Raw genomic sequence first — 18,529 nt, forward strand, 5'->3', positions numbered from 1 at the left:
GTTCAGCATCTTACACCTGATGAGGGGTCAGGGAAATATTCGGAGATTCTCCATGTACTCCTAAATGATCACCATCGCGGCACAATCGGCCTGCTTTGCGACGGTATTCGACCGCGCCGGGATCCCGCGCCCGCGGGGCCGCGATCCGGTGCGCCCCGCACACCACCCGGCGGGCGGGGCGTGCGCCGTGGATCCGACACCGGCCGGTCCCGGGACGGCGGGTACGACTCGGGTATGAGACCCTCCGCCGGTTCGGATGGCAGGCATTCGGGTGGCAGGCTGGGGCGGACGGGGCGCTGCCGGGCGTCCTTCGGCGAAGGGGGCGCAGTGGTGAGTGGGACGGCGGACCGACGGGTACCTCCGCTGGATCCGCAGCTGCGGGCCGCGTTGGCGGCCGCCGGCGGGCGGGCACGGGAGGTACTCACCCCGGAGGGCCTGACGGCGTGGCAGGAGCGGGACGCGGCGGCCCGGCCCCGCCCGTCGCTCGACCGGCTGCGCGACGGCGGCCGGTTCGCGGTGGAGGAGCTGCGGGTGCCGCGGGCCGACGGCGCGGGCGAGGTGACGCTGGTCAGCGCGCGGCCCGCCGGGGCCGGCCCGGAACTGCCGCTGCTCTACTACCTGCACGGCGGCGGGATGGTGACGGGCAACGCGTGGTCCGTCCTGCCCCGGCTGCTGCGCGGGTGGGCGCTGCCGCTGGGGTTGGCGGTCGTCTCCGTCGAGTACCGGCTGGCACCCGGCACCCGCTTCCCCGGTGCCGTGGAGGACTGCTACGCCGGTCTCGTCCGGGTGGCCGAACAGGCGGGGGCGCTGGGCGTGGACCCCCGGCGCGTGGTCATCGGCGGGAAGAGCGCCGGCGGCGGGCTGGCCGCCGCCCTGGCCCTGCTGGCCCGCGACCGCGGCGGGCCCACGGCGATCGGACAGCTGCTGCTGAGCCCCATGCTCGACGACCGCGGCGACACCTTCTCCAGCCACCAGCTGGCCGGCCACGACACCTGGGACCGCACCTCCAACGCCACCGCCTGGCAGGCCCTGCTCGGCGACCGGTACGGCGCCGCCGACCTCTCCCCGTACGCCGCCCCGGCCCGCGCCACCGACCTGTCCGGGCTGCCGCCGGCGTACGTCGACGTGGGCTCCGCCGAGACGTTCCGGGACGAGGCCGTCGGCTACGCCAACGCGATCTGGCAGGCGGGCGGCGAGGCCGAACTGCACGTGTGGCCCGGCGCCTGCCACGGCTTCGACACCCTCGCCCCGCAGGCGGCCCTCACCGGCGACGCCCACGAGGCCCGCACCCGCTGGCTGCGCCGCGTCCTCCGACGGTGAGCCCGAGGGGGCGGCCGGGCGCCCCCTCAACGCCGTGTCCGAATGCCGCCGGCGTCCGTCCTCGGCGGACGGCATCGTCGGAGGTGCACACCCTGGTGAAGGGCGGCACGAGGCCGCCGGCAACAGGCCGAAAGGACACCGGACCGATGACCGTCCACACGACGACGGACCGCCCACCGGGCGAACTGCCGCTGGTCGGCGAAACGTCGCCCACCGACACCGCCCGGCCGCCCGGCCCCGCCGTCGGCCGGCTCGACCGCACCGACTGGGCGGCGCTGGCCGCCGACCTCGACGCCTACGGCCACGCCCTCACCGGCCCGCTCCTCACCCCCGCCGAGTGCCGGGCGATCAGCACGCTCTACGACGAGCCCGACCGCTTCCGCACGACGGTGGACATGGCCCGCCACCGCTTCGGCTCCGGCCAGTACCGCTACTTCACGCACGACCTGCCGTCCCCGGTGCGGGACCTGCGGGCCGCCTTCTACCGCCGGCTGCTGCCCGTCGCGCGCGGCTGGGCCGCCAAGCTGGGGGCGCCCGCGCCGTGGCCCGACGAGCTGGACGCGTGGGTGGAGCTGTGCCGGGCCGCCGGGCAGGTCAAGTCCGCGCAGATCCTGCTGCGTTACGGTCCCGGTGACTGGAACGCGCTGCACCGCGACGTGTTCGGCGAGCTGGTCTTCCCGCTCCAGGTCGTGATCGGGCTCCACGCGCCGGGCACCGACTTCACCGGCGGCGAATTCCTGATGACCGAGCAGCGCGCCCGCGCCCAGTCCCGCGGCTCGTCCACCACCCTCCCGCAGGGACACGCCCTGGTGTTCACCACCCGCGAGCGGCCCGTCCCCACCAAGCGGGGCTGGTCGGCCGCCCCGATGCGGCACGGGGTGAGCACCGTGCGCTCCGGCCGCAGGCACGCCCTCGGCCTCGTCTTCCACGACGCCTCGTGACCGCTCCTCCCAGGAAAACACCATGACCCGCACGACCCGTACGGACCCACCCACCGCCCCCGCTCCGCACACCGGCGCCGAACTCCACGCCCTCATCGGCCTGTTGACCGACTCCCGGACCCGCGTCGAGACCGTCGCGATCGGCCACAGCCGCGACGACGCCTCCCGTGCCGCCGCCCGCGCGTTCGCCGAGGCGTGGCGGGATCACGGCGGCGAGGTCCTCACCGAGGTGGACTGGCCGGAGGACGCGGCCTCCTGGCTGCGCCCCGCCCGCCGGCTGACCGCCCAGTCCCCCGACGCCTGGGTGGTCGCGGCCGCCGTCCCCGGCTTCGCCCGACTCGCCCACCGGCTGCGCCGGTCCACCGACTTCGACCCGGCCCGCACGGTCGCCTTCGCCTCCCTCGCCGACCCCCGACTGCCCGCGGTGGCCGGCCCCGGGACCCTGGACAGGCTGCGCGGCGCCACCACGGACGGCGGCACCTGGGACGTGGCCGACGGCCGGCTCACCTCCCGGAGCGGGGTGAGTGGGTGAACGCGCTGATTCCCCGCCCCACCACGGAGGTCGCGCCCGGCGCGGTGCACGTGCCGGACTGGCTCACCCCCGACGAGCAGCGCGCGCTCGTCGCCGCCTGCCGCGCCTGGGCCACCGGCCCGGTCCCGATCCGGCACACAAAACTGCCGCGGCGGCGTCATGTCCGTACGGACCGCATCGGCTGGCACTGGCAGCCGTACCGCCTCGGCGGCCCTTCCCGCTACGTCCACCACGGGGTGCCCAAGGTCCGTCCGGGCACGGCCGACCCCGCCTGCGGGCTCACCACCGGCCGGCTGAGCATCACCATGCGGGTCACCGGCCTCGGCGACGAGCCCGGCCCTCGAGGCGGCAGGGCGGCCGCCCCCGGACGTGCCCGGTCGGGCAAGCGGTAGTGCCCCTCGCGGCAGCCGTACGGCCCTGGCGGCCCGGGGCCGGGCCTGCTCTACTGCCCGGAGGCGGACGGGCACACGGGCACACGGGCACACCGGTACACGGGAATCGAGGGGAAGCACGCGATGCGCGAACACGTCACCGGGGCGCAGCGGACGGCGCCCGCGGCGGCGCGCCGCCGGCCCGCCACGACGACCGCGTCGGCGGCAAGGGCAACGGCGACGGCACCGGCCCCCGGCCGCCCCAGGAGCCCGGGCGAGGTGACGGCCCTCCAACGGTCGATGGGCAACGCCGCGGTGGCCCGGATGCTGGAGCAGGAACGCCACGAGCACGGCCCCGGCTGCGCGGCCCGGCACGGCGCCGCGGTGCAGCGGGCTCCGCTGAACCTGACCCGCGAGGGCGAGGACGGCGCCGGGCGGCAGGCCTTGGACTCCGACCAGGAGGGGGAGGTCTTCGAGTACGCCCTGACCTCGCTCGCGCAGGGCAACCACGAGGCCGTGGAACTGCTCATGCGGCGGCTGTCGGCCGTCGACCCCGCACCCGCCTACCTCGACGACCTGCGGCGGGCGATCGGCGGCAACCACCCCGAGGACCGTCCGACGATCCCGCAAGAGGTCCACTTCATCTGGATCGGCGGGCCGATCAGCGAGGCCGCGTTCAACCAGGTCGTCAGCTGGGCGGCGAAGGCCAAGAACTCCGGCTGGACCATCAACCTGTGGACGGACCGCAACAGCACCTGGACCGCCGCTCACACCCTGCGCGTCAAGTTCACCGGGAAGCTGAAGTTCCGCTCCATCGAGGAGGTGCTGGACGACCGGGTGCGGGAGGTCTACAGCACGGCCACCACGGGCACGCCCAAGGCGTACCCGCTGGCCTCGGACATCGCCCGCTACTGCATCCTGAAGGAGCACGGCGGGGTGTACGCCGACGTCGACCTGGGCTCCGGCGACATCGACCTGCAGCGGACGCAGCCCCGGCTCCGGGCGAACGACGTCCCCGTGCTCGGCCCGCTCATCCGCGACGCCCAGAGCCTGAGCGGCACCCTCGAACACGCCGGGGCCGAACCCGTCACCGGTGCCCCCACCGGCGAGCAGATCCGGATCGCGGCCCGGTACCTGCTGGACACCGGGGGCTACGGCAACCACTTCATCGCCGTGCAGAAGAACTCCGCCGTGATGGAGAAGATGATCGCCCAGGTGTCCGCCGACGTCTCCGGCCTCGACGCCGCCGAACTCCACATGGTCGGCCCCGCCGCGACCGGCCCCTTCAAGCTCATCAGGGTGGTGGATCAGCACCTGAGCACGGAGTTCGGCGTCGAGAGCCTGCAGACCGGCGAGCATGGCCTCTTCCAGACCGCCGGGCGGCAGTTCCACGAACACCTCCAGTGGCTCACCACGGAGAGCGAGAACCAGAACTACTGACCGGATCACACCGGTTGGGTCGGACGTCCGGTACCGCGTCGGTGTGGAGGGTGGCGGCGGCGGAAATCCGGTGGGCGCGGGTGGGTGGGGCCGGTAGCGTGCGGGGACGATCTTGGGGGTGCCTGGTGCGGCCGGTGTTGCTGGTGGATGTGGATGGGCCGCTGAACCCGGATGCGGCGAAGCCGTACCGGCGGCCTGCGGGGTACGAGACGCACCGGCTGATGACTCCGCGCTGGGAGGCGGCGGAGCGGCGGCGGTTGCGGGCCTGGGGGCTTCCGAACAAGCGGCCGAAGCCGTTGCGGGTCTGGCTCAACCCGGCGCACGGGGCGGCGCTCGCGGCGTTGCCGTTCGATCTGGTGTGGGCGACGACCTGGGAGGAGGACGCGAACGAGTTCCTGGCGCCGATTCTGGGGTTGCCCCCGCTGCCGGTGATCGCGTGGTCCGATCCGCGGCCGGACCCCGGGGGCGGGGTGTTCTGGAAGACGCCGGAGGTCGTGGCGTGGGCGCGGGGCCGGCCGTTCGCCTGGGTCGACGATCTGATCACGGACGCGGACCGCGCCTGGGTGGAGGAGCGTCACCGGGGGCCGGCGCTTCTGCACCGGGTCGATCCGAAGGTCGGGCTGACGGCGGAGGACTTCGCGGCGCTGGCCGACTGGGCCCGGTCGACGGGTGCGGCCGAGGGCGGTGGCGGCGAGCGGCCGTGAGGGGTGGGCGGGACCCGGCTAGGCTGAAGCCGCACGTCAAGGGCCGTGCAGGGCGGCCGGGGAGGGTTCTGGGCGGTGGAGAAGATGGGCGAGCTGGACGAACTGCGGGCACGGCTGGCGGCGTTGGAGGCGGAGGTCGGCCGGCTGCGGGAGGAGTCCGGGGTGGCGCGGGCCGGGCGGAAGCCCGCGCGGGCGAAGCGCACCCAGGTGCCGACGACCGAGACCGCGCCAGCGCCGGCGCCCACGCCCGTACCCACGAAGGAGGCCGTCCGCGTGGAGCGGGTCGAGCCGGGCAGGTCGGCGTCCTCGATGACCGGTATCGCCGACGCTGTCGGGGTCATGGTCTCCGGTCTCTCCGATCTCTCCGACCGGGCGGAGCAGCGGACCCGGGTGCTGCGGACGGACACCCCGGCCCCGGAGAGCGAGAGCCGCACGCTCGTCCGGCACGGCCGGTTCCTGGAACACCTCCTGGAGGGCCGGGAGGACGGGTAGGTGCCGCGTTGGGCCCGGCGCTAGCCTGCGGGGTGTGACGGAGCGATCGAGCGGCACGGTGGTGCTGATGTGCGGGCTGCCCGGGGCGGGCAAGACCACGTACGCCTTGGAGCTGGTTCGGCGCGGCTACGTGCGGCTGTCGATCGACGAGGCGGTCTGGCGGCGGCTCGGGGGGCGGGACGCCGGGGTGGTGCTGTCGGAGGCCGCGTTCGACCGGCTGAAGGACGAGGTGCGTGCCGAACAGCGCCTGGAACTGGTCGAGTTGATGCGGTCCGGGCGGAACGTGGTGGTGGACTACAGCTTCTGGAGCCGGGCGGCCAGGGACGACTACAAGGCGCTGGTGGAGAGCCACGGTTGCCGGTGGGAACTGGTCCACCTGAAGGCCGACCGGGCGACGCTGGAGCGCCGGCTCGCCGTCCGCAACGGGCGGGAGGGCGCCAACGCCGTCACGGTCGGCGAGGAGCTGTTCGGCCGCTACCTGGCCCAGTTCGAGGAGCCGCGGGGCGAGGGCGAGCGGGTCCTGCCGCAGGGCGAGGGCGTCGTGCCGTAGGGCGAGGGCGTCCTGCCACGGCCCTCGCCCTGGCGGCGGCCCCGGGTTCACCCGATCGCGACCGCCGTGCCGGAGACGCGCACCCGCGCGTCCTCCGCCCGCAGTTCGACCCGCAGCACGCCGGGGCGGCCCAGGTCCTCGCCCTGGTGCAGCGTCAGCACCGTCGGGGCCGCGACGGCGCCCAGCTCCCGCAGGTACGCGCCGAAGGCGGCCGCGGCGGCGCCGGTGGCCGGGTCCTCGACCACGCCGCCGACGGGGAACGGGTCGCGGACGTGGAAGACCTCGGGGGCCTCGCGCCAGACGAGCTGGAGGGTGGTCAGGTCGCGGGCGCGCATGAAGTCCGCCAGGCCGTCGAAGTCGTAGTCGAGGCGGGCCAGCCGCTCGCGGGTGCCGACGGCGAGGACGAGGTGCCGGGCACCGGCGTAGCCGATGCGGGGCGGCAGGGCCGGGTCCAGGTCGGCGGCGGACCAGCGGAGCAGGTCGAGCGCCTGCGCGACGTCCGCCTCGGGGACGGACTCCACCTTGGGCTCGACGCTGGTGAGGGTGGCCCGCAGCAGCCCGTCGGCTCCGCGCTCGACCTCGACCGGGACGTCCCCGGCCGCGGTCGCGAAGACGTACCGGCCGGGGGCGGTGTGCTCGGCGAGGGCGACGGCGGAGGCGACCGTCGCGTGCCCGCAGAACGGGACCTCGGCGAGCGGGCTGAAGTACCGTACCCGGTAGGCGCCTTCGGCCGGCCCGGCGGTCAGGAACGCGGTCTCGGAGTAGCCGACCTCGGCGGCGACGGCGAGCATCTGCCGGTCGGTCAGGCCGGTGGCGTCGAGCACCACGCCGGCCGGGTTGCCGCCCTCGGGGCGGGTGGCGAAGGCGGCGTAGCGCAGCACCTCAGCGGAGGCCGAGGTGGAGGCCGAGGGCGAGGGCGAGGCGGTGGCGTTGGCGTTGGCGTCGTCGGTCATGCCCGGACGAACGCGTTCCGCCCGCCTCCTGTTCCCGGCGGCCCCGGCCGCCCCCCGGCGCCCCTGGCGCCCCGTCACCGCAGCACCGCCTCCAGGAAGTCCGAGCCGAGCCGGGCGCTGCCCGCCAGGTCGAGCTGGTAGAGCATGTACCGCCCGCGCCGCCGCGTCGTCAGCAGCCCGGCCTTGCGCAGCACGGCCGGGTGGCGGGAGACCTCGGGTGTGCCGAGCTGCCAGGCGGAGGCGAGTTCGCCGGTGGTGTGCGGGCCGCGGGCCGTGGTGCGGGCGAGGCGCAGCCGGACGGGGTGGGCGAGGGCTTCCAGGCGTTGCTGGACGACGGCGAGCGAGACGGGCTCGGGCAGGCCGGCCTCGGCGACCGGGTACTGGAGGACGGGCCGCCAGCCGGCCGCGTACACGACCAGGAGGTGGTTCGGCGAGCGGGGAGGGCGTGAAGAGCAGCCGCTCGTCGGGCAGGCCGGTGATGTCGATGGTCACACTCACGGGCGAGATCCTGTCATCCGCTCCGCCGGCGCCCGCGACCGATTGACGGGAACCGTCAATCCGCGTGCCGGGCTGCCCGGTCCGGGCGGACGGTACCGGCCATGAGCCTGATCAAGGAGAAGTCCGACCACGACGTCGCCGCCGGCCGAACCGGTCACACCGGCCGAACCAGTCACACCGGTCGCACCGACCGCCCCGGCCGGGGCGGTCCGTCCGCGCTGCTGGGCCTGCTGACCGCGGCCGGCGGGCCCCGGTACGCCGTCGCGCTGGCGGTGGACGCGGTGGGCGGCGGCATGCTGGGGCCGTTCCTGCTGCTGTACGGGGTCGCGATGCTGCACCTGGGGGCGGGGGCGGTGGGGCTGGCGCTGTCGGCGGGGATGGTCGCGGGTCTGCTGGTGGTGCCGCTGACCGGCCGTTGGATCGACCGTGGCGCCCGCACCCTGCCCGCGGCCGTCACCCTGCTGCTGCGGGCGGCGGGTTCGCTGGCCCTGCTGTCCGCGGACGGCCTGGCGGGGTTCACGGCGGCGGCGGTGCTGTTCGGGGTGGGCAGCCAGTCCTGGCCGGCCACGCACGCCGCCGTGGTGAGCACGCTCACCGAGGGACGGCTGCGGGACGCGGCGCTCGCCGCCGGACGGGCGGTGCGCAACGCGGGCCTGGGCCTGGGCGCGCTGCTCGCCACGGTGGCGGTGAGCGGCGGCGCGGGGGCGATCCGACTGCTGGCCGGGGTGACCGGCGCGGCCTGCCTGGTCGCGGCGGCGCTGGTGGGCTCGCTGCGGGTGCGGGCCACGCCGCAGGCGCCGCCGGAGTCCGCCCACGAGAACCCCCGGGAGCAGCGGGCGCCGCTGCGCCGGATCACCCTGCTGAGCTTCGCCAACCTGCCGTACGCGTTCTGCTTCGACGTGCTGGAGGTGGCGCTCCCCGCGCTGCTGGTGCTGCGGCTGCACGCGTCCCCGGCCTGGTCGTCGGGCCTGTTCGTCGGCAACACGGTGCTGGTGATGGGCCTGCAGCTGGCGCTGGTGCTGCGGTTGGCGGACCGTCCGCGGCGGGTCGTGCTGGCGGCCTCGGGGGCGCTGCTGGCGGTCTCGTACCTGGGGTTCTGGGGGTCCGGCGCGCTGGGCGGCACGCCGGGGACGGTGGGCATCGTGGTGGTCTCGGTGCTGTACACGCTGGGCGAGATCCTCTACACGGGCTCGGGTACGGCGCTGGTGGCGGCGATCGCCCCGGCGCACCTGCTCGGGCGGGCGCTGGCGCGCTGGGAGCTGTCGACGGGCGTGGGACGGGCGGCCGCGCCGGCCGTGCTGACGGCGCTGCTCGCCGCCGGTCCCGGCGCGCTGTGGGTGCCGCTCGCCGCGGCCACCGCGCTGGGGGCGCTGGCGGTGCTGCGGCTGGGGCCGCCGCGGTAGGCACGGACGCGGGCCGCGGGCGCCGGTCGCAAGAGGCCCGACGCACCGCCTGCGGCCGGGTGGGATGATCGTCCTCATGGCCCTGACCCCGTACCAGCAGCACCTCCGCGACCGGATCCTGGCCGCCCCGGTGACCGCCCCGCCGGAGCCGTGGCGGCCGGTCGGCCGGGGGATGATCGCGGTCGGCGGGCTGCTCGGCATCGGCTTCGCCGTGCACCCGGAGAGCGGGCACGACCTGGTGCTGACCGTGTCGAGCAGTGGCCACGGCCTGTTCGACGCGGTGACGGGCCTCAAGCTGGCGCGCGACCACGATCCGGAGGAGGACCCGCACGGGCCGGACCTCTGCTGCCCGGGCCTCGGCCAGGTCACGGACGTACGGATCCCGGTGGCCGGCCTGTGGGGCGGCGGCCTGCACACCGGTGCCGACGGCGGCTGGCACGTCGAGGTCGCCGCCCCGGAGTGGCCGCACCACCGGGTGCTGCTCGCGACCGGCCGGGGGCCGTGGCAGGGCGAGCACGGCGAGACCTGGTGGCAGCTCTTCGACTCCAGTTGGTCCACCCTGCGCGCCGCGGGCTTCTCCCCCACCGGCCGGACCCTCGCGGTGGCGACCAGCAGCGACCTCACGCTCTGGACCCGCGCGTAGCGCGCCCCTCCTCCGGCTGCGCCCCTCCTCCGGCTGCGCCCGGGCTCCGGATGCGCCCCTCCTCCGGCTGCGCCCGGGCTCCGGATGCGCCCGGGACGCCCAGCGCCGATCCTGGCGGCGTGGCGTGCCCGGCCCGAGGAAGGAATCCAGAACGTGAGCGAGCGAAGTGAGCGAACCATCGAGAGGTGCGTGTTGCGCGAAGCGCCCGCCGAACGAAGTGAGGTGGGCGCATGAGTGCTCTCGACTTCGAGATCGTCGACGGCCCCGACAGCTCGCTCAACAAGACCTCCGTCCTGGTCACCGGCCCGCAGGACGCCCTGCTGGTGGACGCCGGGTTCACCCGCTCCGACGGCCGCCGTCTGGTCGAGCGGATCAAGGAGAGCGGCAAGCGGCTGACCACCGTGTTCGTCAGCCACGGCGACCCGGACTTCTACTTCGGCGCCCAGGAGGTCCAGGACGCCTTCCCGCAGGCCCGGTTCCTGGCCACCGCCTCGACCGTCGAGCACATCCAGGAGACGTACGAGGCCAAGCTGCGCGCCTGGTCCCACCTGGGCCCGGAGCTGCCGACCCGGCTGGTGCGGCCCGAGGTGCTGGCGGGGGACGAGATCGTCTTCGAGGGCCACCGGTTCGAGGTGCGCGGCGCCGACTTCCACCTGCCGGACCGGCACTACCTGTGGCAGCACCACCACCGGGCCGTGCTCGGCGGGGTGCTGCTCTTCGAGGGCCTGCACGTGTGGACGGCGGACACCCCGGCCCCCGCCCAACGGGCCGCCTGGATCGACCTGCTGGACGGCATCGAGGCGCTCCACCCGGCCTGGGTGGCGGCCGGCCACCGGGTCGCGGGGGCGCCGACCGACCTGAACGCCGTCGACCACACCCGCGCCTACCTGCGCGCCTTCGAGACGGAGATCGGCCGGGCCGCGGACGCGGCGGCCGCCAAGGAGGCGCTGGAGCGGCGTTTCCCGGACCTGGGGCTGCGGATCGCGGTGGACATCGGCACCAAGGTCGTCATGGGCGAGATGGCGTGGGGGTGACCGGACGATGATCGAGATCCCCAGGGACGTGGCCGGCTTCGCCGAGTCCACCGCGCCCGCCGACGTGGTCCGCCGCCAGTACCTGGCCTCCGCCCGGGGCGATCTGGCCGCGCTGCGCGCCACCCTCGCCGAGGACGTCGAGTGGACGGAGATGGCCGGCTTCCCGCTGGCCGGCACCTACCGCACCCCGAAGGGCGTCACCTCCCACGTGATGGAGCGGCTGGCCGCCGACTGGGACGACTGGACGGCCCACGACGACACGTACGTGGTGGACGGCGAGGACGTGGTGGTCCTGGCCCGCTACACGGCCGTCCACAAGGCCACCGGAAAGCCGCTCGCGGTCCGCGTCGCCCACCACTTCACGGTGCGCGGCGGCCGGATCGTCCGCTTCGAGCAGTTCACCGACACCGCGCTGGTCAGGGATGCCATGACCCCGTGAACACCGGCCCGGCGGGCGGCACTCCCCCTCAGCCCCTCGTTCACCCGTATGGGCGAGCGTGGCGCGGCGCGCCCGGCACGGCCTCGACACACCACCCGGGCGGCGGCAGGCTGACCCCTGATCCACGGCCGGAGAACGAGGAGTTGAGCCATGGCGGGCACGGACAGCGGCACCACCGGAGCGGACGGCGGGCGGGACCGCCCGATCGTGATCGTCGGGGCCTCGCTGGGCGGCGCGAAGGCGGCCGAGGCGCTGCGCGAGGCCGGGTACCGGGGCGGCATCGTCCTGATCGGCGACGAGCACGAGCGCCCGTACGAGCGGCCGCCGCTGTCCAAGGGCTACCTGCTGGGCAAGACGCCCCGGGAGAAGATCCACGTCCACCCGCCGCAGTGGTACGCCGAGCACGACGTCACGCTGCGGCTGGGCACGGCGGTGGAGTCGATCGACCCGGCCGGGCACACCGTGACGCTCACCGACGACGGCCGGGTCGCGTACGCCAAGCTGCTGCTGACCACCGGCTCGGTGCCGCGCCGCCTGCCGGTGCCGGGCGCGGACCAGGACGGCGTGCTCTACCTGCGCCGGGTCGAGGACAGCGACCGGATCAAGGCGGTGCTGCGGCCGGGCGCCCGGATCGCGGTGGTCGGCGCCGGCTGGATCGGCCTGGAGGTGGCGGCCGCGGCCCGCACGGCGGGCGCCGAGGTGACGGTGCTGGAGACGCTCGAACTGCCGCTGCTGCGGGTGCTCGGCCGGGAGGTCGCCCAGGTCTTCGCCGACCTGCACCGGGAGCACGGCGTCGACCTGCGCTTCGGCGTCAAGGTGGCCGAACTGACCGGCGACGGCGGCACGGTGACCGGGGTGAGGCTCGCCGACGGGACGACGGTCGCGGCGGACGCGGTCGTCGTCGGCATCGGCATCGCCCCCGCCACCGGACTCGCCGAGGCGGCCGGGCTGGAGATCGACAACGGCGTCAAGACCGACCGCCACCTGCGCACCTCGGACCCGGACGTCTACGCCGCCGGCGACGTCGCCAACGCCTACCACCCGCTGTTCGAGCGGCACATCCGGGTCGAGCACTGGGCCAACGCCGTCAACCAGCCGCAGACCGCCGCCCGGGCGATGCTCGGGCAGCCGGACGCGGTGTACGACCGCGTCCCGTACTTCTTCACCGATGCCGAGTGGACACCCCGGCATCCTAACGAGCCGGTGGCCTCGCGGGACAAGCTGAGCATGGAATACCTCGGCTACGTCGAGGCCGACGGCTACGACCGGGTCGTGTTCCGAGGGGACGTGAAGGCCAACGAGTTCATCGCGTTCTGGCTCAAGGACGGCCGGGTTCTGGCGGGGATGAACATGAACGTCTGGGACGTCACCGACCCGATCCGCGAACTGATCCGGTCAAAGCGCGAGGTGAATGTGAACCGGCTGACGGACTCGAACGTCCCGCTCGAAGACGTCTGAGACGGCAAACGTGCCTATCATCCGTGCGCCCGAGAGCGCTCATGACATCGCACGCAGATGACAGTCCAGGGCCCCGGAATGGCACTGCCAAACGCCTCCGGGGCCTGCTGGATACCGCGACCACGAACGCTCATGGATGCAGCCATCCAGCCGCGGGAGATCGGGCGGGGCGGCCCCCGGTCGACGGGGTGGCGGTCTCTTTGCCTCGATGTCACGGAGGCGGTCCGCGACCAGCTGGGCAGCGGGTACTTCGCCGACCCGCCGGGGATGGCCGAGCTGGACGCGTCTTCGCCGAGCGGTACCTGCCGACCGTCACCGCCGACACGGCCGGCACGAGCCGTCCGAGCGGCCGCTAGCCACGCCGAGGGGCAGTTACTCGCCATCAAACGGGCGTGTCCGCCAGGCTGGCTCCTTCGCGTCAGGGGCATCGCGCAAGCGCAGGCCCATCTCGCCTCCTCCACCGAGTCAGCCTGCGGCGAAGCCCAGTCCACTCATGCGTTGCAGTGACCAACCGCCACAACCAAAACATCAGAGCCCGTCGAGTTGCGTCGGCCACTCTTCCACCGGTCGCAGCCCACTACGAGCGGTCGTAGCGTGGAAATATGGCAGATGCTCTAATGATCCTCACCCACCACTTCCGCGAGATCGTCTCGCAGCAATTCCAATTGCACCCAGACTTTTTTCAAGTCGAAGATGAGGCAATAGAGGATTTTGCGCGGGATGCAGCCGATGAGGCCATCAGCAATATTCGATGGCACCTAGCCCTCGGAGACTGCTATCGCCTCGACCACATCTCAAGGGAGAGCAATTCATCGAAGTCCGATCTCGAATTTCTAATCGAAAGAGGCGAGCTACTCGCCCTCGAAGGAAAGTTTGACACATTCTTTCCGGTGTGGCAGTTCCAGGATGTGCGCGGTCCACTTCTAGAAAAAGTAGTGCAGGATGTCCTGAAGATATTTCATAGCACCCTCGGCCGCTTCGACTACAGGCCGGAATACGTAATCTCTTGGGCTTGCACCCCGCAACCCGAACTCGATGGCAATGAACCACGCCACGTGATAGCGGAGGCGGATTTCAACGACCGCATTAGGAAGTCTGCAGCAATTGCCGCGAGGAGCTTGACGCAATGAGAAAGAAGGAAGGGGCCAGGTCGATAACCGTTCAGTCCACTGATCGCTTCTGGCGACTTTATCAGAAATTCGTCAATGGCAGACCAGGGCGGGCCGTATGGTTCTGTCGTGCTGGCGACTGCCGATTCGACCTGTCCGAGATACCGGAAGATGTTCCCCCAGGAGGCACGTGCTACCTCTCGGAGAGCGAAGAAGGCGCCTACCTGGAGGTGTTTGGGAGATTCAAGGGGATGGCGGTCACAGATGAAGATCTTGCCGCGCGTCGACTCGCTGTCATACGAATAGCGCGCGAAACCCAGGCTTACGACATGACCGCAGCAGCCAACTTTAACGACCCCGACCTGACGGAATCTGTACGACACGAGACGGGCCCTCCCTATCCAAATAGTCAGCAGTTTGCCTCCACGCTATATGCCGCAAACTGGGGCGGAATATGGTGGATCTCAGTAAAAGACCCCCCTGCCCAATGGCATAACCTGGCCGCGTTCTCCGAGCACCCTTCTGACGAGTACGCACCCGGAGATGACCCCAACGCTAAGATGCTTGAGGTGGAATCGGACAGCGAGGTCCCGCTATATCTGGGATATGAAGCGCACGATAAATACGGGATCCCATTCGTTAGAAGTCGCCGCACGTATGCCAGGCGATAGATCTAGCTCCGGCCTGAAAGTCGCTGAGTGCCATCTCTCCGGGTCCGCTCGCTGGCGACGCGCCCCCGCGCAGCACAAAGCCCCCGGAGTGACACCGCCAAGTGTCTCCGGGGGCTCTGCTCTGTCCCCTTCCCCGCGCCTCCATGGCGACGCGGGGAAGGGGCGTTCAGGGGTGCGGCTGCGGAGCCCCGCTCAGGCGAACCCGGGCGGGGCTCGTAGCGCTCAGGGTTGGTCGATCGTGGCGGACCACCGTCCGCGGGACAGGTGGATCACGCCTTCCGGGGTGATCACGGCCTTGCATCCGTACAGCGGCAACCCGCCTTCGACTTCGCGCCAGTTCCGGATTGATTCGAGGTCCGACCAGAGCCGGCGGGGGCCGGATTGGTGGACGGTCGGCGGCTCGTACCTCACCGCTTCCGCGCGGGCCCACGATCCGTCCGGGTGGGCGAGATAGGTCGTACGACGGTCGGTGGTCTGCTCGTAGTCGATCTGAATACCCGGGGTGTTGATCGTGAGCATCGACCAGATTTCCCAGGAGTTCCGAACGTCGGTGACCGGGTAGCGGAAGGTCTTGCTGACGTTCTCGCCGTCTTCTTCGCGGGCGGCCTGGAACACCTTGTCCAGCCACGACGGGTATGCGGGCCCGTGCCGGGTGGTCATGAATCCCGCCCAGTCCCGTTCGATCGCGCCTTCGGCCCCGCCGTCCGGGGTCTTCCAGGCGGTCAGGATCAGCGCTGTGTCTGCGATCGTGGTGACGAGCCGCCCCCCGCGTCGGAGCGCTTGGAGCCACGCCATCGGGACCGGGCGGGCGGACACCGTGGCGACGATCCGGTCGTAGTCGCCCGGGAGGGTGTTGACCGCGTCTTGCGCGATGAAGGTCGGGTGCAGCCCCATGCCGTCCAGACGATCCTTCGCGGCGTCGGTCAGGTAGGTGTCGATGTCCACGCTCGTCACGTGCTCGGAGCCCATCCGCCTGGCCGCGATTGCGGTCAACCCGCCGGCTCCGGTGCCGACGTCCAGCAGATCATGGGTCGCGTTGATCCGACCATGCCTGAGCATCTTGACGACGAGCGCCGTGAGCGTGGCGGACGACGTGGGCAGTCCGGTCGGCCGGTCCTCCGGCCTCGCGTGGTCTGCATGGAGCCCACCCACGCTGGTGACCATGGACTCGTTCCCGTAGGCAACGGCGAGCCACCGGTCCGGATCCTCCTCCCCGATCCGGAGCGTCCAGCCTCCGTCGTCAGCAGGCTCCCACCACCGGGGCACCAACTCGTGCCGGGGGATACTGGCGACGGGGATTCGCCATCGAGAATCAGGGTCCGTCGTCCGGGCAGCGAGATCGGCCGCCCACCCCTCCCACTGAATGCGTGTCATATCTCAGCCTCTCAGTACTTCGGCGCGCACGCTTCGGAGTTGGCGGGCGAGCAGTCGTTGGAGTCGTTCGGCGGGCACCCGCCCAGCATCACCGGGGTCGGGCTCGCGGCGGTGACCTTCGGGACGCAAAGTTCCAACTCCGCGGGCGGCGCGAAGTACTTGGGTGCGCAGGCTTCGGTGTTGGCCGGGTTACAGTCGCTGGAGTCGTCCGGTGGGCACCCGCCCAGGTTGTGCGACCCGAACTCCTGGGGCGCGCATCCGGTCGGGGCACACGAGCCTCCGTCGTTGGGGCCGCACACCTGCCGTCGCCGCGGAATACTGGCAGCGGTCTTCGCCCACTGGGGACCGGCCAGGACTGCCCGGAGCCCTCCCGGATCCTTGACGTTGCCCGTCGGCAAAAACCGGCCGAGCACGCAAGGGGCCACCGCGCCGTCCGGCAGGATGGCGAGCTTCCCCAGCGCGCATTTCCCGCACAAGGCGTCCATGGTCGGCTCGTCCCCGCCGGCTGCCCGTCCGACCGCACGGGCCCAGTCCAGGGTGACCCGCTCGACGCCCAGCGCCTTCAACTCCGCAACGGCCTCTTCCTCCCGCTGTCCGTCGTGGCAGCGGACGACCCCGGCCCGGATCGGGATGCCGCGTTCAACGGCCTTCACGATGTTCGCCCGGGTCCGCTCGTGGCTCCCCGGCTTGTTGGTCACCCGGTCGTGCTGCCCCGCGTTGATGGAGTAGTACGACGTACCCAGCGATACGCCGGGCTGGGAGAGTACCGTCCAGCCCTTCGCAGTCACGTGGTAGAGGTTGGAGAACACCTCCACCTTGAGTCCAACGGCCAGGGCGTGGTTCAGCAGCTTGTCCCAGCCGGGGAACGTCGTGGGTTCGCCGCCGATGAGCTGGACCCGCTTAACGCCGAGCGCGGCGCACTCGGTGATCACCTGCGTCCACTCGTCCAGGGTCATGGTGCCGTGGGGAACGGACGGGCTGGAGCTAGACAGGCAGTGTCCGCACTCCATGTTGCACTTGTCGGTGAGCTCAAGCTCTACGTCGGTGGGTACCATCAGCGTCGAACTCAGGATCGTGGTCAAGCTCTGCTCTCTTCCAGGTTGGTAGTGCGCGTGGGCCCGCCCGGCTGGATGCCGGGCGGGGCTCTGAGGGGTGTTACGGAGCGATACGTTCCGGGCCAGCCCGGTTCAACGGTTGTCGGGGAGGGCGCCCCAGGCGGGTCTGTTCGTAGTGGTTCTCGACCTTCGGCGGGCCGGCGCACCGAATCGCCCACGCCCTGCCGTCCGCCAGCGCGCGCGACGCCACGACGGTGTAGCGGATCGCGCCCGTGATCGGGTCGGACACGTGGCGCTTGCCGATCAGGATTCCCCGTCGGCCCATCGGGTCCGTCCACAGGCACTGAAGTGCCGGCAGGTCGAGTAGCGCCACGCACCCGCCACTGTTCCGCTGCGGGCAATGGCAGCCCAGCGTGCGGCCGTCAATCCACACTTCCGGGTCGGACAGCAGCGTGTTCACCGCTTCGATCCCCGGCGCGGTGTCCGCGGTCTTGATCGCTTGATTCCTGGCCTGAGGCACGTCGTCGGATCCTCATGCAGTCGATTTCTGTTGTGGCCCAGTCGGGTCGATGCTGTGCCCACCACGGCACCGGGGCCGGCAGACCGTCCCACGCTCGACGTTGACCGGCCCAGAGGCCGCCGATGCCGAACACGGGTGCGGCGTATGGGTCCACGTCAGCGCCAGGGGTGGTTGATCTCGCGGAGCCTGGCCAGCAGGTCGGCACGGCGCTCGCGCTGCTCCGGCGTCAGCGGGGTGTCGTTGAAGTCCTCCGGGGAGAGGACGGGCGGCGGCCCGCTGGCCCGCCTCGGCGACCGCGGACGTGCCTTCATCCACGTCCGAAGGTCCGTCACCGTGGCGTCCGTTTCGCCGGCATCGTCGTCGCCGTACGGCACCGCACCACCGAGGAACGCCCACCATGTCGGCGGCTTGAACTCCAGGTCATTAGTCACGCGACACCGCCAGGCACTCCCCCGCCGCCTCGTGCCGGGCGCGGAGGACGCGGACGTCCGTCAAGGCGGAGCGGTCGCACCCCTCCGGGTCGTTGAACGCGCCGTCCGCCAGGCCGTCGAGCCACTCACACCCGGGGCAGTCCTTGGCGTCCGGGGCCGGCACCGGGGGCAACCGCCGGGCCAGGTCACTCAGCGTCACCGCGTAGCCGTTCAGGGGCTGTTCAGGTCTGCGGGCAGCGCCCTCACGCAGCGTCACAGGGACCCCCGAAGGCGTCCTCCCAGTCCAGCGGCGCGTACTTGAAGAGGCTCGTCGGCTGGCGCGCCTCCTCCGCCTGCGCCGCCCGGTACTCCGCCCGACACGTGCGGATCAGGGTCGGGCTCGCGCGCTTGCTCGGCGGCCTCAGAGCGCGCCGCGCGCTGGGCGGGGCGGTGGTCTCCCCGGTCGTCGGGGTGTCCGGCGGCGCGTCGGCCGCCCCGGGCATGCTTCGTACAGCCATCATCGCTCCCTGTCGGTCGGGGCCCGTAGCGTCACGAAACGTTACGGGCCCGTCACGGAGGGAGGTGCCCCAGATTGGGGCACCTTGTTAACGA

The 18,529-nt window shown here is 72.4% G+C and carries 22 protein-coding genes and 1 pseudogene; 15 read left to right on the forward strand and 8 right to left on the reverse strand.

Features of this window, described 5'->3' with window-relative positions; genetic code table 11:
- The first annotated feature begins 330 nt into the window (after positions 1-330).
- The 8 genes from ACYP53_RS33370 (at position 331) to ACYP53_RS33405 (ending at position 6,350) form a co-directional block, all read left to right on the forward strand.
- Complete coding sequence (locus tag ACYP53_RS33370; protein ID WP_459650196.1) at positions 331-1,320, forward strand: alpha/beta hydrolase; 990 nt, start codon at positions 331-333, stop codon at positions 1,318-1,320.
- Between the two features lie 146 nt (positions 1,321-1,466).
- Positions 1,467-2,261: a 2OG-Fe(II) oxygenase gene (locus ACYP53_RS33375; RefSeq protein WP_459650197.1), complete on the forward strand. Its 795-nt coding sequence runs from the start codon at positions 1,467-1,469 to the stop codon at positions 2,259-2,261.
- Between the two features lie 22 nt (positions 2,262-2,283).
- Positions 2,284-2,793, forward strand: a complete 510-nt coding sequence (locus ACYP53_RS33380; RefSeq protein WP_459650198.1) for an ABC transporter substrate-binding protein — start codon at positions 2,284-2,286, stop codon at positions 2,791-2,793.
- Complete coding sequence (locus ACYP53_RS33385) at positions 2,790-3,185, forward strand: hypothetical protein (RefSeq protein WP_459650199.1); 396 nt, start codon at positions 2,790-2,792, stop codon at positions 3,183-3,185. The genes ACYP53_RS33380 and ACYP53_RS33385 overlap by 4 nt, the downstream gene beginning before the upstream one ends.
- A 258-nt stretch (positions 3,186-3,443) precedes the next feature.
- Entirely contained in the window at positions 3,444-4,604 is a 1,161-nt protein-coding gene (locus ACYP53_RS33390; RefSeq protein WP_459650200.1) for a TcdA/TcdB catalytic glycosyltransferase domain-containing protein, read from the forward strand.
- Between the two features lie 122 nt (positions 4,605-4,726).
- Positions 4,727-5,308 carry an HAD domain-containing protein gene (locus ACYP53_RS33395; RefSeq protein ID WP_459650946.1) on the forward strand — a complete coding sequence of 194 codons (582 nt, stop codon included), beginning with the start codon at positions 4,727-4,729 and terminating at the stop codon, positions 5,306-5,308.
- 75 nt (positions 5,309-5,383) lie between these two features.
- Positions 5,384-5,800, forward strand: coding sequence for a hypothetical protein (locus ACYP53_RS33400; protein WP_189919521.1), 417 nt, complete (start codon positions 5,384-5,386; stop codon positions 5,798-5,800).
- Positions 5,801-5,834: 34 nt separating this feature from the next.
- A complete protein-coding gene (locus tag ACYP53_RS33405) occupies positions 5,835-6,350 on the forward strand; it encodes an AAA family ATPase (RefSeq protein WP_459650201.1) in 516 nt (171 codons plus the stop codon).
- A 47-nt stretch (positions 6,351-6,397) separates the two neighbouring features.
- Here the strand turns inward: ACYP53_RS33405 and ACYP53_RS33410 are convergent, their stop codons facing one another.
- The gene (locus ACYP53_RS33410) at positions 6,398-7,303 is read right to left on the reverse strand and encodes a PhzF family phenazine biosynthesis protein (RefSeq protein WP_459650202.1); all 906 of its coding nucleotides are present in this window, start codon (positions 7,301-7,303) and stop codon (positions 6,398-6,400) included.
- Positions 7,304-7,377: 74 nt separating this feature from the next.
- Positions 7,378-7,728: pseudogene (locus tag ACYP53_RS33415) on the reverse strand (ArsR/SmtB family transcription factor); the annotation flags it as partial.
- A 174-nt stretch (positions 7,729-7,902) separates the two neighbouring features.
- Here ACYP53_RS33415 and ACYP53_RS33420 point away from each other — a divergent pair.
- The 7 genes from ACYP53_RS33420 (at position 7,903) to ACYP53_RS33450 (ending at position 14,558) form a co-directional block, all read left to right on the forward strand.
- Entirely contained in the window at positions 7,903-9,204 is a 1,302-nt protein-coding gene (locus tag ACYP53_RS33420; RefSeq protein WP_459650203.1) for an MFS transporter, read from the forward strand.
- A gap of 76 nt (positions 9,205-9,280) precedes the next feature.
- Entirely contained in the window at positions 9,281-9,847 is a 567-nt protein-coding gene (locus tag ACYP53_RS33425) for a hypothetical protein (protein ID WP_308437596.1), read from the forward strand.
- A gap of 230 nt (positions 9,848-10,077) precedes the next feature.
- Positions 10,078-10,881: an MBL fold metallo-hydrolase gene (locus ACYP53_RS33430; protein WP_189919512.1), complete on the forward strand. Its 804-nt coding sequence runs from the start codon at positions 10,078-10,080 to the stop codon at positions 10,879-10,881.
- 7 nt (positions 10,882-10,888) lie between these two features.
- Positions 10,889-11,320: a nuclear transport factor 2 family protein gene (locus tag ACYP53_RS33435; protein WP_459650204.1), complete on the forward strand. Its 432-nt coding sequence runs from the start codon at positions 10,889-10,891 to the stop codon at positions 11,318-11,320.
- A 150-nt stretch (positions 11,321-11,470) separates the two neighbouring features.
- Positions 11,471-12,778 carry an NAD(P)/FAD-dependent oxidoreductase gene (locus ACYP53_RS33440; RefSeq protein WP_459650205.1) on the forward strand — a complete coding sequence of 436 codons (1,308 nt, stop codon included), beginning with the start codon at positions 11,471-11,473 and terminating at the stop codon, positions 12,776-12,778.
- 602 nt (positions 12,779-13,380) lie between these two features.
- A complete protein-coding gene (locus ACYP53_RS33445) occupies positions 13,381-13,908 on the forward strand; it encodes a hypothetical protein (protein WP_459650206.1) in 528 nt (175 codons plus the stop codon).
- Positions 13,905-14,558, forward strand: coding sequence for an RES family NAD+ phosphorylase (locus ACYP53_RS33450; protein ID WP_459650207.1), 654 nt, complete (start codon positions 13,905-13,907; stop codon positions 14,556-14,558). The genes ACYP53_RS33445 and ACYP53_RS33450 overlap by 4 nt, the downstream gene beginning before the upstream one ends.
- Before the next feature lie 222 nt (positions 14,559-14,780).
- On the opposite strand, the gene ACYP53_RS33455 is transcribed toward ACYP53_RS33450, so the two are convergent.
- From ACYP53_RS33455 to ACYP53_RS33480, 6 genes are all read right to left on the reverse strand, one after another.
- On the reverse strand, positions 14,781-15,722 hold the full coding sequence (locus ACYP53_RS33455; protein ID WP_459650208.1) for a methyltransferase domain-containing protein: 942 nt from the start codon (positions 15,720-15,722) through the stop codon (positions 14,781-14,783).
- A 221-nt stretch (positions 15,723-15,943) separates the two neighbouring features.
- A complete protein-coding gene (locus ACYP53_RS33460) occupies positions 15,944-17,014 on the reverse strand; it encodes a radical SAM protein (RefSeq protein ID WP_459650209.1) in 1,071 nt (356 codons plus the stop codon).
- 73 nt (positions 17,015-17,087) lie between these two features.
- On the reverse strand, positions 17,088-17,507 hold the full coding sequence (locus ACYP53_RS33465) for a hypothetical protein (RefSeq protein WP_459650210.1): 420 nt from the start codon (positions 17,505-17,507) through the stop codon (positions 17,088-17,090).
- A 155-nt stretch (positions 17,508-17,662) separates the two neighbouring features.
- Entirely contained in the window at positions 17,663-17,938 is a 276-nt protein-coding gene (locus ACYP53_RS33470; protein ID WP_459650211.1) for a hypothetical protein, read from the reverse strand.
- Positions 17,931-18,137, reverse strand: coding sequence for a hypothetical protein (locus ACYP53_RS33475; protein ID WP_459650212.1), 207 nt, complete (start codon positions 18,135-18,137; stop codon positions 17,931-17,933). The genes ACYP53_RS33470 and ACYP53_RS33475 overlap by 8 nt, the downstream gene beginning before the upstream one ends.
- A gap of 43 nt (positions 18,138-18,180) precedes the next feature.
- The gene (locus ACYP53_RS33480; RefSeq protein WP_459650213.1) at positions 18,181-18,438 is read right to left on the reverse strand and encodes a hypothetical protein; all 258 of its coding nucleotides are present in this window, start codon (positions 18,436-18,438) and stop codon (positions 18,181-18,183) included.
- Positions 18,439-18,529: the final 91 nt, after the last annotated feature.

It is taken from the genome of Kitasatospora sp. Ki12, assembly GCF_054601375.1.